General features: G+C 59.2%; 12 protein-coding genes and 1 tRNA gene. 11 read left to right on the top strand and 2 right to left on the bottom strand.

What is annotated here, in order from left to right; genetic code table 11:
• Together hisN and ASB65_RS03770 are read right to left on the bottom strand one after the other, a co-directional pair.
• Positions 1-777, bottom strand: coding sequence for a histidinol-phosphatase (hisN, locus tag ASB65_RS03765; RefSeq protein WP_003505911.1), 777 nt, complete (start codon positions 775-777; stop codon positions 1-3).
• A gap of 318 nt (positions 778-1,095) precedes the next feature.
• Positions 1,096-1,980, bottom strand: a complete 885-nt coding sequence (locus ASB65_RS03770) for an N-formylglutamate amidohydrolase (RefSeq protein WP_003505913.1) — start codon at positions 1,978-1,980, stop codon at positions 1,096-1,098.
• 181 nt (positions 1,981-2,161) lie between these two features.
• On the opposite strand from ASB65_RS03770, the gene cpdR reads away from it, so the two are divergent.
• From cpdR to ASB65_RS03825, 11 genes are all read left to right on the top strand, one after another.
• Positions 2,162-2,524 (top strand): cell cycle two-component system response regulator CpdR, encoded by a 363-nt coding sequence (gene cpdR / locus ASB65_RS03775; protein WP_003497910.1) that lies wholly within the window; start codon positions 2,162-2,164, stop codon positions 2,522-2,524.
• A gap of 81 nt (positions 2,525-2,605) precedes the next feature.
• Positions 2,606-2,680: transfer RNA gene (locus ASB65_RS03780), tRNA-Val, on the top strand.
• Positions 2,681-2,995: 315 nt separating this feature from the next.
• Entirely contained in the window at positions 2,996-4,009 is a 1,014-nt protein-coding gene (locus tag ASB65_RS03785) for a substrate-binding domain-containing protein (RefSeq protein ID WP_060723066.1), read from the top strand.
• Between the two features lie 70 nt (positions 4,010-4,079).
• A complete protein-coding gene (locus ASB65_RS03790; RefSeq protein WP_060723067.1) occupies positions 4,080-5,600 on the top strand; it encodes a sugar ABC transporter ATP-binding protein in 1,521 nt (506 codons plus the stop codon).
• A gap of 12 nt (positions 5,601-5,612) precedes the next feature.
• Positions 5,613-6,614: an ABC transporter permease gene (locus ASB65_RS03795; RefSeq protein WP_003505919.1), complete on the top strand. Its 1,002-nt coding sequence runs from the start codon at positions 5,613-5,615 to the stop codon at positions 6,612-6,614.
• Between the two features lie 41 nt (positions 6,615-6,655).
• Positions 6,656-7,630: a sugar-binding transcriptional regulator gene (locus ASB65_RS03800; protein WP_003505921.1), complete on the top strand. Its 975-nt coding sequence runs from the start codon at positions 6,656-6,658 to the stop codon at positions 7,628-7,630.
• Positions 7,627-8,625, top strand: a complete 999-nt coding sequence (locus ASB65_RS03805; protein WP_060723068.1) for an aldo/keto reductase — start codon at positions 7,627-7,629, stop codon at positions 8,623-8,625. Before ASB65_RS03800 ends, ASB65_RS03805 begins: the two co-directional genes overlap by 4 nt.
• Positions 8,626-8,745: 120 nt before the next feature.
• Positions 8,746-10,470 (top strand): glycerol-3-phosphate dehydrogenase/oxidase, encoded by a 1,725-nt coding sequence (locus ASB65_RS03810; protein WP_060723069.1) that lies wholly within the window; start codon positions 8,746-8,748, stop codon positions 10,468-10,470.
• Positions 10,471-10,472: 2 nt separating this feature from the next.
• A complete protein-coding gene (locus ASB65_RS03815; protein WP_003505929.1) occupies positions 10,473-11,315 on the top strand; it encodes a class I fructose-bisphosphate aldolase in 843 nt (280 codons plus the stop codon).
• Complete coding sequence (locus ASB65_RS03820) at positions 11,308-12,807, top strand: FGGY-family carbohydrate kinase (RefSeq protein WP_060723070.1); 1,500 nt, start codon at positions 11,308-11,310, stop codon at positions 12,805-12,807. Before ASB65_RS03815 ends, ASB65_RS03820 begins: the two co-directional genes overlap by 8 nt.
• Before the next feature lie 279 nt (positions 12,808-13,086).
• Positions 13,087-15,291, top strand: a complete 2,205-nt coding sequence (locus ASB65_RS03825; protein ID WP_060723071.1) for a methyl-accepting chemotaxis protein — start codon at positions 13,087-13,089, stop codon at positions 15,289-15,291.
• Positions 15,292-15,320: the final 29 nt, after the last annotated feature.

A 15,320-nucleotide genomic window follows, 5' to 3' on the forward strand; every position in this document is an offset into this window, starting at 1 on the left:
CTAGAGTTTGGAGAGAATGGCGAGCGCCTGTTCGTGCACCGCTTTTGAGCCGGCTGCGAGAATGCGGCCACCATTTTCCGGGCGCCCGCCATCCCAGGTGGTCATGATGCCGCCGGCCTGTTCGATCACAGGGATCAAAGCGCCGACATCATAGGGCTTCAGCCCGGATTCGATCACCAGATCGACATGGCCGGCCGCCAGCAGGCAATAGGCGTAACAATCCACGCCGTAGCGGAAAAGGCGGACCTGATCCTGCACTTCTTCGTAAAGGGGCTTTTCTTCCGCAGTAAAGATGTGGGGAGTCGTGGTGAACAAAACGGCGTCCGATAGCGAAGCGCAATTGCGCGTGCGGATTTTCCGCTCGCCATCCGGCCCGAAATACCACGCCGCCTCGCCATCGGCGAAATAACGCTCTTTGGTGAAGGGCTGGTCCATGATGCCCATCGTGGCGCGGCCGGCCGACTGGAAGCCGATCAGCGTGCCCCACACGGGCACGCCGGAAATGAAGGCGCGGGTGCCGTCGATCGGGTCGATGACCCAGATATGCTCGCGGTCGAGGCCGACATTGCCGTGTTCTTCGCCGAGAATACCATGCTGCGGAAAATGTGCTTCAATCAGGGTGCGAATGGCGGTTTCTGCTGCCTGATCGCCTTCCGTCACCGGGTCGTAGCCACCATCCTGCTTATTGGTGACGGCAATGCCCGTGCGGAAGCGGGGAAGCGTCTCGGCGCTGGCGGCATCGGCAAGTTTGAAGAAGAAATCCCGGTCGGGCAGCATGCGAAACCTCATCGCCTGAATATTGGGTCTGAATTCTGTGGCGCAATGCATAGACCGGAATCACATCCGTCGTCCACTGATACGGATGACGGGACCGGTGTTTCCATATTTTCAGCAGAAGCCTAAAAAATATGCATAAAATAAAATGATTGACAATTGTGCAGATACTGCGTAGCGTGACCCTGCAGTCTTTGACTGTAAATACCCTCCTTGGGTGTTTCCTCCCTAGACTTGACCGCGCCAAGGCGCGGTTTTTTTTGCCCGGCAAGCCGCCAGGTGATCCGGGATAAAGATTGAATTTGTGGGTGATTCGAGCTGCTACTCGGCAGCGAGCGACGTTTCTATCGCGTATTCGGAAACGAAGACGCCGAGCTGGCGCATGAAGATTTCAAGCGATGCCTGAATGGCCGGAAAATCGGCTTTTTTAAGAAGCGTCTTTTCATCGACATAAAGTGCGCGATTGACCTCTATCTGCAGCGCATGCAGCGAGCGGATCGGCCGGCCATAATGTTCGGTGATGAAGCCGCCGGCATAGGGTTTGTTACAGACCGCGACAAAACCCAGTTCCTCGAGAAAATGCAGGGCGGCGCGGGAGACTTCCTGGGATGCGCTGGTGCCGTAGCGATCGCCGATGATCACATCTGGCCTGAGATTTGAACCGGCGACACGGATATTGCCCGGCATGGAATGGCAATCGATCAGCACCGCCATTCCGAAATTGGCGTGGGTGCGTGACAGCAGGCGGCGCAGGCAGGCATGATAGGGCTTGTAGATCGTCTCGATCCGCGAAAGCGCCTCGTCGACCGGCAGGCGATGGGCATAGATATCCATATTCTCGGCGACGATGCGCGGCACCGTTCCCAGACCGCCGGCGACCCGCATGGAGCCAATATTGGCGTAAGGCGGCAACGTGCCTTCGAACATGCGAGGATCGAGTTCGTAGGGTTCGCGATTGACGTCCAGATAGGCGCGCGGGAAATTCGCCTTCAGAAGCGGTGCGCCGATCTCCGGTGCTGCCGCGAACAGCTCGTCGACGAAGTGATCTTCGGAGCGGCGGATCTCGTGCGAATCGAGCCGTGCCGATTCCAGGAAGGAAATGGGGTAGCAGCGGCCGCTATGGGGGGAATTATAGACAAATGGCAGGGTTTGAACGGCAGGTTCCGTTACCTCAAAAAGCTCATATTCACCCGTTACCCAGTCCATTCAGTGCCATTTACCATGTCGCAAACAATCGGGATGTTCATGTTGCCAGTTACGGTGCGGCAAGTCCATACTATCGCCTAAGCAGCGCTATACCGATTCACGTGTTCACAGGATATTTACCGTGAAAATCCTATAATCGGGCTAGGGTATTTCAAACATTGAGTAGTTACGGTCACTTATGATGAATCAGAAAATTCTTCTCGCTGAAGACGACAACGATATGCGCCGCTTTCTCGTCAAGGCGCTGGAAAAAGCCGGTTACAAGGTTTCTTCCTTCGACAACGGCGCCAGCGCCTATGACCGGCTTCGCGAAGAGCCCTTTTCGCTCCTGCTGACCGATATCGTCATGCCCGAAATGGACGGCATCGAGCTTGCGCGGCGCGCGACCGAACTCGACCCGGACCTCAAAGTCATGTTCATCACCGGCTTTGCAGCCGTTGCACTGAACGCCGATTCGAAGGCTCCGAAGGACGCCAAGGTGCTTTCCAAGCCGTTCCATCTGCGCGATCTGGTGGATGAGGTCAACAAACTCCTTGTGGCGTAAGGCCTCTCAAAAAACCTTCACAAAACCGAAAAAAAGCAGTTGACGCATCAACCGGTTTTGTGGTCTATCCGCCGCCACGGAGGGCGTGTAGCTCAGCGGGAGAGCACTACGTTGACATCGTAGGGGTCACAGGTTCAATCCCTGTCACGCCCACCATCCGAATTCATGAAAAGGGTTTCTGAGCAATCAGAAACCCTTTTTTCGTTTCTGGCCTGCGCTTACCGCAACCTCCTTTCTCAAGCTTAAGAATTCTTCGGGACCTGGTCGACATCAGGAAATCGACAAGGCGGGAATCGTTTGCGCTGGTTTCAATCTTGGCCGCAATCGTGTCTCGCAATAAATTTCACGATACAAAATAAAATTCAAACCACGTTGACGTGACCTCGGTTTCCGGCTATCTCAAGTGACATGCAATAAATTACATCATATAAAATTTATTGCGGACTAAGTCATTGTCCTTGGGAGGGGAATATGTTGGCTTTTCTGAAATCGACCGCTGCCGCGGGTGTTTTAGCCGTGGCGATTTCCGCTGGTGCCGGTTCTCAGGCCGTCGCTGCGGGCAAATTCGCCTGCGAGCCGGGCGAGACCTATGTGATGAACGTCATGGTTTCCAGCCACCCCTATTGGGTGCCGGTCTTTGAGGGCTTCAAGCAGGCAGCAAAGGCGCTCGGCTGCGAGGCCGTTTTTACCGGTACGCCGGAATATGACATCACCAAGCAGATCGCGTCCTTCGAGCAGGAACTCGTGAAGAAGCCGAAAGGCATCCTGCTGCACCCGATGCAGGCCGATCCATTTATCGAACCCATCAACAAGGCGATTGGCTCCGGCGTTTCAGTGACGACTTTTGCGGCGGATTCTCCGAAGTCGAAGCGCACTGCCTACATCACCTCTGATAATGTCGCCGAGGCGAAATTCGCGGCTGACGAAATCGTCAAGAAGCTTGGTGAAAAAGGCGAATATGCCGTTCTGGAAAATCCGGGACAGAGCAATCACGATCTGCGCGTCACCGCCCTCATCGACTATATGGGGCGCACCTATCCAGGAATGAAGCTGGTCGGCCGCCAGGCGACCAACCAGGATGCGAATGTCGCCTATCAGGCAGTTGGCGCCCTGCTGCAGGCCAATCCAAATCTCGGCGCATTATGGATACCCGAGGCCGGTTCGGCTGAAGGCGCGATCACCGCTGTTCTCGAGGCAAAAAAGAAGGTCCTGATCCTGCATGCGGATATCACGCCTGCAACGCTGGAACATATCAAGCAGGGCAATATCTACATGTCCATCAATCCCAATCAGGGCGTTCAGGGTTTCATGGGTTTCATGAATACCTTTCTCGGCGCCCATTCGGACCTGATCGACCCGTTCAACGACTACAGGGTTTCCGGCTTCAACCCGATGCAGGTTCCTTCGATGGACAATGGTTTCGCCGTCATCACCAAGGCGAACGCCGCTTCCTTCGATCTCAACGACTATATGAAGGGGCGCTGACGCGTCGCTCTGGACCCGGCGAGGTTTGCGCCTCGCCGGCCATATGGGGAAGCAGGTTCGGGAGGGCGTTATGGGTGAGGTCATCCTCAGCATGACGAATATTCAAAAGGCGTTCGGCCCCGTGCGGGCGCTGCGCAATGCGGCATTTGAGCTGCGGCGTGGCGAAATCCACGCACTGGCGGGTGAAAACGGCGCCGGCAAGTCGACGCTGATGCATATCATCGACGGCATTCTGCAGCCGGATGGCGGGGAAATTCTGCTGGATGGCAAACCGGTCAAGATATCCTCGCCCAATGCGGCGAACCGGCTTGGCATCGGTTTCGTGCATCAGGAGATCGCGCTCTGCCCGGAGATTTCGGTCGCCGAAAACATGTTCATGTCGCAGACCGGCCAAAGCCGTTCCTGGTTCATGAACTATCGCGACCTCGAAAGGCAGGCGGCAATCGTGCTGCGGGAAATCGGCGATATCGATCCCACCCGCCGCGCCGGCGACCTTTCGATTTCGCAACAGCAGATCGTCGAGATCGCCAAGGCGCTGACGCTGGATTGCCGCATCCTGATCCTTGACGAACCGACGGCGGCTTTGACCGAGACCGAAGCCCAGACGCTATTCAGGATCATGCACCGGCTGGCGGAACGGGGCATTGCCATCATCTATATCTCGCATCGCATGGCGGAGATTTTCGACCATTGCGACCGCATCACCGTCATGCGCGACGGCTGCCATATCAGGACGGAGAATATTGCCGACATTTCCCCCGAGGAGGTCGTCAACAGCATGGTCGGACGGGTGCTCGACAAGCTCTACCCGCCAAAGCTTTCGGACGACGAGAAATCCGATGACATCATTCTTTCGGTTCGGGGCTTGAATGAAGGAAAGCGTGTTTTCGATGTCAATTTCGATCTGCGTCGGGGCGAAATCCTGGGGTTGGCAGGGCTGATCGGTGCGGGAAGAAGCGAGATCGCCCGGGCGGTCTGCCGGCTGGAGGGGAAACCGAGAGGCGAGGTTACGCTGCGTGGCCGGCCGCTGAGGCTGAAAGACTACCGTGACAGCATCCGCGAGGGGCTGGTCTATCTGTCCGAGGACCGCAAGGGGGACGGGCTGTTCCTCAATATGTCCATCGCCTCGAATGTCTCCGCGCTCGATATCGGCAGGGTATCGAACGGCATGGGCTTCATCGAACGGCGCAAGGAGATGAAGCGGGCCGATGAGCTGGGACGCCGGCTGAAATTGCGGGCGAACAGTGTTGGCGATGCGGTGTCGACCTTGAGCGGCGGCAACCAGCAGAAGGTAGCGCTGGCGAAGATGCTGTCGGTAGAGCCGGAGGTCATCTTTCTGGATGAGCCGACACGCGGGGTGGATGTGGGCGCGAAGGCGGAAATCCACCGCCAGATCCGGGAACTGGCGCGTGAGGGGGGCGGCGTGGTCGTCATTTCCTCGGAACTGCCGGAACTCATCGGCGTCAGCGATCGTGTGCTGGTGGTGCGCGAGGGGCGGATCACGGGTGAGGTCGAGGGCGAAGACATGACGGAGGAAAAGATCATGCAGCTTGCATCGATCAATATTGTGCATAGCCCGGAAAGGGCCTGAGGGAGCGGGAAAATGGCAACATCGGAAACACCTTCAAGCCTTGCCGAAACGGCGGTTCGCCGCACCGCCTGGTGGGAGCCGGCGCTCAAGGCGCGGGAAACCGGGCTGATCGTCATCATCCTTGCGCTTTTTGCAGTGATGTCCTTCATATCTCCCTATTTCCTGACCGTGGACAATCTGCGGGCCATGGCCATGGTCTTCGCCATTGAAAGCATCGTCGTGGTTGGCATGACGATCCTGCTGATCTCGGGCGGCATCGATCTTTCGGTCGGCTCCGTCACCGCACTGGCGATGGTGGCGGCCGGCTGGCTTTTCCTTAATGGCGTCGATCCCTGGGTGGCGGCGGGGCTGGCGATCTGCCTGACGACATTGGTCGGCATGGCCATGGGATTCCTGACCACGGTCATCGGCCTGCATCATTTCATCGTATCGCTGGGCGTCATGGTGATTGCGCGCGGTGTTTGCCTGCTGGCAACGGGCGGGCGGCCGCTCGGGCTCTATTCCCTGCCGCCCGAATTCAAGTTCATCGGCCAGGGTGTGATTGGCGGCATTCCGCTGGTGCTGATCATATTTGCGGTGGTGGTTGTCTCTTTCGATCTGCTGCTGCGGCGCACGACCGCCTTCCGCAAGGTGTTCTATACCGGCAGCAATCCCAAGGCCGCAGCCTATTCCGGCATCCGCGTCGGCCGGGTCGTGTTTGCCACCACCACGCTTTGTTCGATGCTGTGTGGTGTTGCAGGCGTTATCTACATGGCCCGCTTCGGTTCTGCCCAGCCGAGCTTCGGCGTCGGCATGGAACTTAACGTGATTGCGGCGGCGGTCATCGGCGGCGCGAGCCTTTCGGGCGGCTCGGGCACCATTCTCGGTGCAATCCTTGGGGCGATCCTTCTCTCGGTCGTTTCCAGTTCGCTTGCCTTGCTCAATGTGTCTGTCTACTGGCAGGACATCATCAGGGGAAGCATATTGCTGACTGCGGTTCTGTTCGACCACTATCTGGTCAGGCGTCGCCGCTGAGCGCCCATTGAACGCCCATGGGTAACTGGAGAAAGACGATCATGCTGGATATCAAGGACGATTTCGATCAACAGAGACAGATGTATTCCGTCCTGGTGCTGCATTTCATCGAGGGGGTGAAGCAGTCGGAGATCGCCGAGCGGCTCAATCTTTCCCATACCAAGGTGAACCGCATGATTGCGGCCGGCCGCAAGGCGGGCATGGTGAAGATCACCATTGCCAGCCCCTATCAGCGGTTGGTGGATCTCGAAAGCGAGATCACCCGTCGTTTCGGCCTCAGGCAGTCTGTGGTCACACCGACGGTATCCGATAATCCGGAAACCGCCTTGCAGATGGTGGGTCGGGTGGCCGCCAACCACTTGCTGGAGACGATCCGTGACGGTGACGTGATCGCGATTACGGGCGGCAAGGCGGTGAGCGCGGTTGTCGACAATCTGCAGGCGGAGCGTCGTTTCGATGTGCGGGTGGTGCCTTTGACGGGCGGCGTGCAGGGCAAGCACTATACGGATGTCAATCATCTCGCCACGCAGCTGGCGGAGAAGCTCGGCGGCAGCGCCTCGCTCGTGCATGCGCCGCTGTTTGCCGAGGATGAGGAACAGCGCGATTTGCTGATGAACGTCGCATCGATCCGCGAGGTCTTCGATCTGGCGCGGCAGGCGCAGGTGGCGCTGGTCGGCATCGGTTCGGTGGAGGCGCCGGGCTCCGGCTACTACGATCTTCTGCCGGATGCCGCCCGTGGCGGGCAGGCGCTGGTGGATGCGGGCATTGCCGGGGAATTTCTTGCCCACCTCACCATGGCGGACGGGCAGCTGGCGCGGATCGATCTCAACTCGCGCGTGGTGGCGCTGGACCCCGGGCAGCTTGCCCGGTGTCCGAATATCATCGGCGTGGCGGCAGGCGCCATCAAGGCTGGACCGGTGGCTGCCACGCTTGCCGGCCGTTATCTGACCTCGCTCGTCGTGGACGAGGCAATAGCCGGCTATTTACTGGATCATGAAGGAGGGGAAACCTCGTGACAGACAATGCAATATTGGCCCGGACGATCGGCGGCAGCGCCATCAGCGCATCCGCCGTGGGGCTTGGCACCTGGGCCATCGGTGGCTGGATGTGGGGTGGCACCGACGAGCGGCAATCCATCGCCGCCATACAGGCCTCCATCGATGCGGGAATTTCCCTCATCGATACCGCACCGGCCTATGGCATGGGGCTTGCGGAAACCATCGTCGGCAAGGCAATTGCCGGGAGGCGTGACAAGGTGGTGCTGGTCACCAAATGCGGGCTTGTCTGGCATGTGAATGACGGTGCCTATTTCTTCCATCAGGATGGCAAGCCGGTTCACCGTTATCTCGGCGCCGCGTCCATCCGGCATGAGGTCGAAGAGAGCCTGAAACGGCTCGGAACCGACTATATCGACCATTACGTCACCCATTGGCAGGACGCCACGACGCCGATTGCCGAGACGGTCGGGGCTTTGGTGCGGCTGAAGGAGGAGGGAAAGATCCGTTCCATCGGGGCAAGCAACGTTTCGCCGGACGATCTCGAAGCCTATATCGCAACCGGCGCGCTGGATGCCATTCAGGAAGAATATTCCATGGTGAAGCGCGGTATCGAGACGACGCTGCTGCCGCTTTGCCTGGAGAACGCCGTCTCGGTTCTCAGCTATTCGTCCTTGGCGCTCGGTCTTCTCTCGGGCAAGGTCGGGCCGGAGCGGGTTTTTGCGGAAGACGACCAGCGTCACGGAAATCCGCGCTTCAGCCAGGCGAACCGCCAGAAAATCGCGCGGTTGATGGGGGTGCTGGAACCGGTGGCGGCCACCCTTGAGGCTTCGGTCGCGCAGGTGGTGATTGCCTGGACGATTGCGCAGCCCGGCATAACATTTTCGCTGTGTGGCGCGCGTGATCCGGCTCAGGCGGTTGAAAACGCCGCCGCGGCGCGTCTTCGCCTCACGGAGAGTGAACTGGCGCTTATCAGCGCCGGCGTCGCGGAGCATCTTGTGGGGCTCGATACCTGATTATGTAAGCTGAGACGGGACTTCAGGCGAACAGCGCATCATTTTCGTCCCGTCTCTCATGTCGCTTTAAACGGTCAACAACATTGGGACGCTGGTCATCAGCCAGCGAACGGTATTTCTATGCCCAGTTTTCGCGAGGACGCTCTGCGCCGCATCCGGCACGATGGTGATTTTGATGCCGTCGTTATCGGCGGCGGCATCAACGGAATTGCCGCCTATCGCGATCTCGCCTTGCAGGGGCTGCGGGTGCTGCTGGTCGAGCGCAACGATTTCTCCTCAGGCTGCAGCGCCGCACCCTCGCGCATGATCCATGGCGGCCTGCGTTATCTCGAAAACGGTGAATTCAGCCTCGTGGCAGAGTCTTTGCGGGAGCGGGACGCACTTCTGAGACTCGCCCCGCATATGGTTCGTCCGCTGCCGACCACGATCCCGATTTTCTCGACTTTCAGCGGCCTTTTCAACGCGGCAGCAACCTTTGCCGGCTCAGGCGGAAAACCCGCAAGCCGGGGCGCTCTCGCCATCAAGGCGGGTCTCATGCTCTATGATTTTGTCACCCGAAAAAACCGTATTCTGCCCCGTCACGCGTTTCGAGGCGCCCCCGGGACTTTGCAGCATTGGCCGGATCTGACGCCGGAAATCAGATACTCCGCCACTTACTACGATGCGTGGATAAGCCAGCCCGAACGGCTTGCGCTGGAGCTTCTGATCGACACCCGTACCGATGCGCCGCAAAGCATTGCGCTCAACTATGCCGAACTTGTCCGTCTTGGCGATGAGTACCGTCTTCGGGTGCAGGGCGCGGATGAAACCCTACCCATCCGCCCAAGGATCATCGTCAATGCGACCGGCGCATGGATCGACGAGACGATTGGCACGCTGACCGCCGGGCCAGTGGCGGAGAAAGCAAAACCGACCGTCTCCGGAACCAAGGGATCACATCTGATCATCGCCAACGACGCGCTTCTCAACGCCCTGAACGGCCATATGATCTTTTTCGAGAATGCCGATAATCGCGTTTGTATCCTCTTTCCCTATCTCGGCCGGGTTCTCGCTGGCTCGACCGACATCAAGGTGGATCGTCCCGAGCGGGTGCGCTGCGAGCCCGAGGAGCGGGACTATATTCTGGACGCGATCCGGCAGGTCTTTCCGCAGATTGACATCGACCATTCCGACATCGTCTTCAGTTTCAGCGGCATACGCCCGCTGCCGCGCAGCGATGCCGCCTTTACCGGAAAAATATCCCGCAGCCATTTCATCCACCGCGTTGCGGGCGATCCGCCACAGCTCTGCATGATCGGCGGCAAGTGGACCACCTTCAGAGCCTTTGGTGAGCAGGTGACCGACGAGGTTCTGGCCTTTCTTGGACGCAGACGACTGACCGGCACCATGGATCGCCCGATCGGCGGCGGCAGGAATTTTCCCACCGGCGCAGGCAGCCTACCGGCCTTGCTGTCGGAGGAGTTCTCGATCGCCGGAGACCGGGCGGAGCATCTGGCTCTGGCTTACGGCTCCCGCGCCTTCGATCTGATGGGCTTTTGTCGGGACCGTGCGGATGATGCGCCGCTTTCAGAAAAATCGCCGATAACGACCGCGGAGGTGATCTGGCTGATCCGCTGTGAACACGTGCGACACCTGACCGATCTCGTGTTGCGGCGTACGACGCTCGCCATCACCGGCGTCATCGATGCCGATCTGATCGACGCGATCTTGAACGTCGCGGCACGCGAGCTGGGCTGGCCGACCACCCAGGCGGCAGCGGAACGGCAGCGGCTTACCCATGAGCTGGAGACTTTTTACGGCGTCACGCCGGCAATGCTTCAACACAGATGCAAGGAGAATGCATGATGATGCGGATTTCGAAAAAGGCGCGCATGAACCGGCTGTTTCGCAATGGCGGCTGCCTCGATGTGGCCATCGATCACGGGGTTTGCAACGAGCCGAGCTTCCTTGTCGGGCTGGAGGATATGGCGCAGACCGTGGGCAGGCTGGTCGAGGCCGGTCCCGATGCCATCCAGATGGCCTATGGGCAGGCCGATCTGCTGCAGCAGCGGCCGGAGCGCGACAAGCCGGCCCTCGTCATGCGTATCGACATGGGCAATCCCTATAATTCCACGCGCCACAGAACGATGTGGTCGCAGCTACAGAACCATCACGATCCGATCATCGGTGCGCTGGAAATGGATGCCGCCTGCGTCGTCGTGAACCTGTTCATGCTGCCGGACGAGCCGGACCTGTTTCGTCAGTGCGTCGAAAACATCAGCCGCGTGCGGGCAGATTGCCATCGTTTCGGCATGCCGCTGATGATCGAGCCGCTGGTGATGCTGCCCAATGATATCAGGGGCGGTTATCAGGTGGATGGCGATGCGGAAAAGATCGTCACGCTGGTGCGTCTTGCCTCGGAAATGGGAGCCGATATCATCAAGGCCGATCCGACCAGCGATCCGCGCGATTTTCACAAGGTGATCGAAGCCGCGCGGTGCCCGGTGCTGGTGCGGGGCGGGGGGCGTGAGGACTTGCGCAATGTACTGGCAAAATCGGCGGCTCTGGTGGCCGAAGGCGCGAACGGCATGGTCTATGGGCGCAATATCTATCAGCACGACAATCCCAAGGCCGTCGTTGCGGCGTTGATGGCCATCATCCATCAGGGTGCAGGTGGTGAGGAAGCATGGGATATCTATAATCGTGGCTGACAAAAATTACATATTGGGTCTCGATGTCGGCAACACGGTCATCAAGGCCGTGCTGTTCGACACGGCGGGCCGGCAGATCGCGCAACACGCCATAGATGGACATTCGACATTCCCCCAGCCCGGCTATGTCGAGCGTGATCTCGAGGAATTATGGCGGAACGGCTGCGAGGCGATCCGCCAGCTTCTGGTAAAATCCTCTGTCGATCCCTCCAGCATCCTGGCGGTGGGCTGCGCCGGCCACGGCAATGGTCTTTACCTCCTGGACAAGAACCAGCAGCCCCTGATCGGCATCCAGTCGCTCGACAGCCGCGCCGCCGATGTGGCGGCCGAGCTTGACCGGAAAAGCGGAGCGCAGTTGCAGGCTCGTTGCCTGCAGCGGCCATGGCCTGCGCAAACACCCAGCCTGCTTGCCTGGGTCAAACGGCATGCGCCCAATCTATACGGGCAGATCGGCACGGTCCTGTTCTGCAAGGATTTCGTCAATTTCCGCCTGACGGGTTGCCTTGCCAATGATATTTCCGACCTCAGCGGCGCGGGGCTGCTGGCCTTGCCGGAAGCGCGGCTCGACCGCGAGCTTCTGTCACTTTACGATCTTGAGGACGCGTTCGCGTTTTTCCCCCGTCTCGTGGAATCGGCCGACATCGTCGGCCACGTGACAAGCGAGGCTGCTGACATCACGGGGCTGCCCGAAGGCACACCCGTCATTGGCGGTTTCTTCGATGTGGTCTCCAGCGCCATGGGGTCGGGCGTCATTAATGCCGGGGAAGCTTCCATCATCGCTGGCACCTGGAGCATCAACCAGGTTTTCGCAGACAAGCCGGTCATCAGCCCCGATGTCTTCATGGTCACGACCTTTGGCCGTGACCGCTATGTCAATATCGAATCCAGCGCCACTTCCGCCGCCAATCTCGAATGGTACGTGCATCGTGTTCGCGGCGACCACGGCGACCGTGCCTTCGAGCGCTGCAACGAACTGGTCGGCTCCGTCACGCCGCGCGCCGACGATCCGTTTTTTCATCCGTTCATTTTCGGATCGCGGCTGGGGGCGGAATTTCGGGGCGGCTTTTATGGCCTCGCCGGATGGCATGGCGAGGGCCATATGTTGCGTGCCCTGTTCGAAGGCGTGTGTTTCGAACATCGCCGCCATATCGGTGTCCTGCGCGAAGCGGGATTGCCGGTGGAAACCGCCGTGATGTCCGGCGGCGGTTCCCGCAGCCAGCATTGGCCGCAGATCATGGCTGATGTTCTGGAAATTCCGCTGCGTGTCGCGGAGGCGCGCGAGACGGGCGCACTCGGCGCGGCCATTGGCGCGGCCGTGGCGATTAGGCTTTATCCTGATTATGAGGAGGCGGTTGCGGCGATGACACGGGTTGCGAATGCTTATCAGCCGGATGCTGCGCAAGTCTCGCACTATGGGCGGCGCTATCGTCTCTATGCGGAATTGACCGCACAGTTGCGTGGCTTCTGGAGCGCTTTGAGGTTACCACAATAGTCTCCGGCTTCGGCAGAGCGCAATCCCGCGCTGCATCAAGCAGAGCCCCTGCGCAGTGAAGTATCTGTGCAGGGGATAAAATATCGCGTAATAGTTTGTATATACTTAAATATTGCAACTTGATAAAGTATTGATGTTTTTTAATTGCGCGTGAAAAATAGAATTGAAAGTAAATCTTAAACTTAACTTCTTAAGCTCACTCTCCAGCCCGGTCGCCAACAGTTGCGCACGCACCCGTAACTCCCGCTACCGTCGCAGCATAGTTTTGAGGGATGGGACATGCTTTTTAAATCGACAACGGGCCGGAATATTTTTGCGGTCGCCGCATGTGGTGTCTTTGCGACGATCGCGGCTTCGGCCGTGCTGTTTTATCGGTCCATGGAGGATACCAGGGCCAACAATCTCGAGCGTATGCGGCAGATCGCCCATGCCGAAGCGCTAGTGACCGAAAAGAATATCGGCGGTACCATTCACATCGTCAACAGCCTCGCCTCGGTTCTGGAATCGATGAAACAGTCAGGTGATGCCGACCGGGGCAAGGCCGATCAGATCATTCACCAGATGCTGGCCAATAACCCCGATATCCTCGGCCTCTGGACCGGATGGGAGCCCAATGCGTTTGACGGTAAGGACGCGGATTTCGCTAACAGGGAAGGCCATGACGCGACCGGCCGGTACATACCCTATTGGGTGCGCAGCGGCGGCAAAATAAGCAATACCGCTTTGACCGACTATGCCACCGCAGGCCCGGGCGATTATTATCAATTGCCCTTTACCCTGAAGAAAACGGTCGTCATCGAACCCTATTCTTATGCAATCGACGGCAAGGAGGTTCTGATCACCTCGATCGCCAAGCCGGTTATGGTCGATGGCAAACCTCTGGGCGTTGCTGGCCTCGACCTGTCGCTTGATGAAACAGGCAAGGCGCTTTCGACCGTGCGGCCCATGGGAACGGGTTTCGTCAGTCTCGTCAGCGGCGGCGGCAAGATCATCAGCCATCCGGATGCGGCGATCATGGGAAAAAGCCTTGCGGATGGCGGTGCGCAGACCGCTGGCTGGGATCAGCTGATTGCAAATCCCGGTGCGGAGCGGGAGATTACCACACAGGACGGAACGAAGTCCTTCGCCATCGCCTTGCCCGTCATGCTTACCCAGGACATGAAATGGTACGCAATCATCTCGGTGCCGGAAGAAACAGTGCTTGCGCAGCTGCATGCCATGATGCGTGACGCCGCTGTGACGATCGTGACGGCCACCGTGCTGCTGGCGCTGGCGGGATGGTTCATCGCGCGGCGGTTCATCGGGCGCATCGCCAACATCATCGATGAGACCGCCCAGATTGCGCAGGGAAATCTTCAGCTGACACTAAAGGATATCGAGACAAGGGACGAGATCGGCGATCTTGCCCGCTCGCTTGACGTTCTGCGCGAAAACAATCGACAAAAGGCCTCGCTGGAACAGCAGGCGGAGAGCAACCGCGCGCTTGGCGAAGAAGAGCGCACGGTCCGGGAACGCAGGGCCGCCGATGAGGCGAGCAGCATCCGCTTTGCCGTCGACAGCCTGGCCTATGCGCTGGCAAAGCTCGCCGACGGCGATGTGTCCTGTCGAATAGACGATCCCTTTGTCGAGCAGCTCGATGCGGTGCGGAGCGACTTCAACGGCTCGGCCGGGAAATTGCAGGACGCGCTTCTGCGGGTATCGGAAAATGCCTCTGGCATCGATGCCGGCGCCAATGAAATCAAGGCGGCGTCCGATGATCTGGCGCGGCGAACGGAGCAGCAGGCGGCGGCCGTTGAAGAAACCGCCGCCGCCCTTGAGGAGATCACGATAACGGTAAAGGACGCCGCGAACCGTGCACATGAGGCGGGCCGGCTCGTTTCCCGCACGCGCATCGGCGCGGAACGGTCGGGTGAGGTCGTACGGCAGGCCGTGCTGGCGATGGAGCGGATAGAGAAATCGTCAAACGAGATTTCCAGCATCATCGGCGTGATCGATGAGATCGCGTTCCAGACGAATTTGCTGGCGTTGAATGCCGGGGTGGAAGCGGCGCGTGCCGGCGAGGCGGGCAAGGGGTTTGCCGTGGGGGCGCAGGAAGTGCGTGAGCTTGCCCAACGCTCCGCCGCCGCGGCGAAGGAAATCAAGTCGCTGATCACAAAGTCGAACCAGCAGGTCGAAGACGGCGTGCATCTTGTCGGCGACACCGGCAAGGCGCTCGATGTCATCGTTGCCGAAGTGCAGGAGATCAACCAGCACGTCGCCGCGATCGTGGAATCCGCGCAGGAACAGTCGTCCGGCCTCCAACAGATCAACGTTGCCGTCAACCAGATGGATCAGGACACGCAGAAAAATGCGGCAATGGTCGAGGAGATGACTGCCGCAAGCCACACCCTGGCAACAGAGGTCGATGCGCTGAACCGGCTGCTCGGCCAGTTCGAACTCGGTCAGGGAACGGGTGTCCATCGGGGTTCTCTCAGGGCGGCCTGATTGGACGCCTTCGCCATCGGCGCTGTTGG

Origin of the sequence: Agrobacterium tumefaciens str. B6 (genome assembly GCF_001541315.1) — a bacterium.
Classification (GTDB): domain Bacteria; phylum Pseudomonadota; class Alphaproteobacteria; order Rhizobiales; family Rhizobiaceae; genus Agrobacterium; species Agrobacterium radiobacter.

Excerpts from the sequence above, each read along its gene's own strand:
- hisN (WP_003505911.1), bottom strand. The coding sequence starts at position 777 with ATGCTGCCCGACCGGGATTTCTTCTTCAAACTTGCCGATGCCGCCAGC.
- ASB65_RS03770 (WP_003505913.1), bottom strand. The coding sequence starts at position 1,980 with ATGGACTGGGTAACGGGTGAATATGAGCTTTTTGAGGTAACGGAACCT.
- cpdR (WP_003497910.1), top strand. The coding sequence starts at position 2,162 with ATGAATCAGAAAATTCTTCTCGCTGAAGACGACAACGATATGCGCCGC.
- ASB65_RS03785 (WP_060723066.1), top strand. The coding sequence starts at position 2,996 with ATGTTGGCTTTTCTGAAATCGACCGCTGCCGCGGGTGTTTTAGCCGTG.
- ASB65_RS03790 (WP_060723067.1), top strand. The coding sequence starts at position 4,080 with ATGGGTGAGGTCATCCTCAGCATGACGAATATTCAAAAGGCGTTCGGC.
- ASB65_RS03795 (WP_003505919.1), top strand. The coding sequence starts at position 5,613 with ATGGCAACATCGGAAACACCTTCAAGCCTTGCCGAAACGGCGGTTCGC.
- ASB65_RS03800 (WP_003505921.1), top strand. The coding sequence starts at position 6,656 with ATGCTGGATATCAAGGACGATTTCGATCAACAGAGACAGATGTATTCC.
- ASB65_RS03810 (WP_060723069.1), top strand. The coding sequence starts at position 8,746 with ATGCCCAGTTTTCGCGAGGACGCTCTGCGCCGCATCCGGCACGATGGT.
- ASB65_RS03815 (WP_003505929.1), top strand. The coding sequence starts at position 10,473 with ATGCGGATTTCGAAAAAGGCGCGCATGAACCGGCTGTTTCGCAATGGC.
- ASB65_RS03825 (WP_060723071.1), top strand. The coding sequence starts at position 13,087 with ATGCTTTTTAAATCGACAACGGGCCGGAATATTTTTGCGGTCGCCGCA.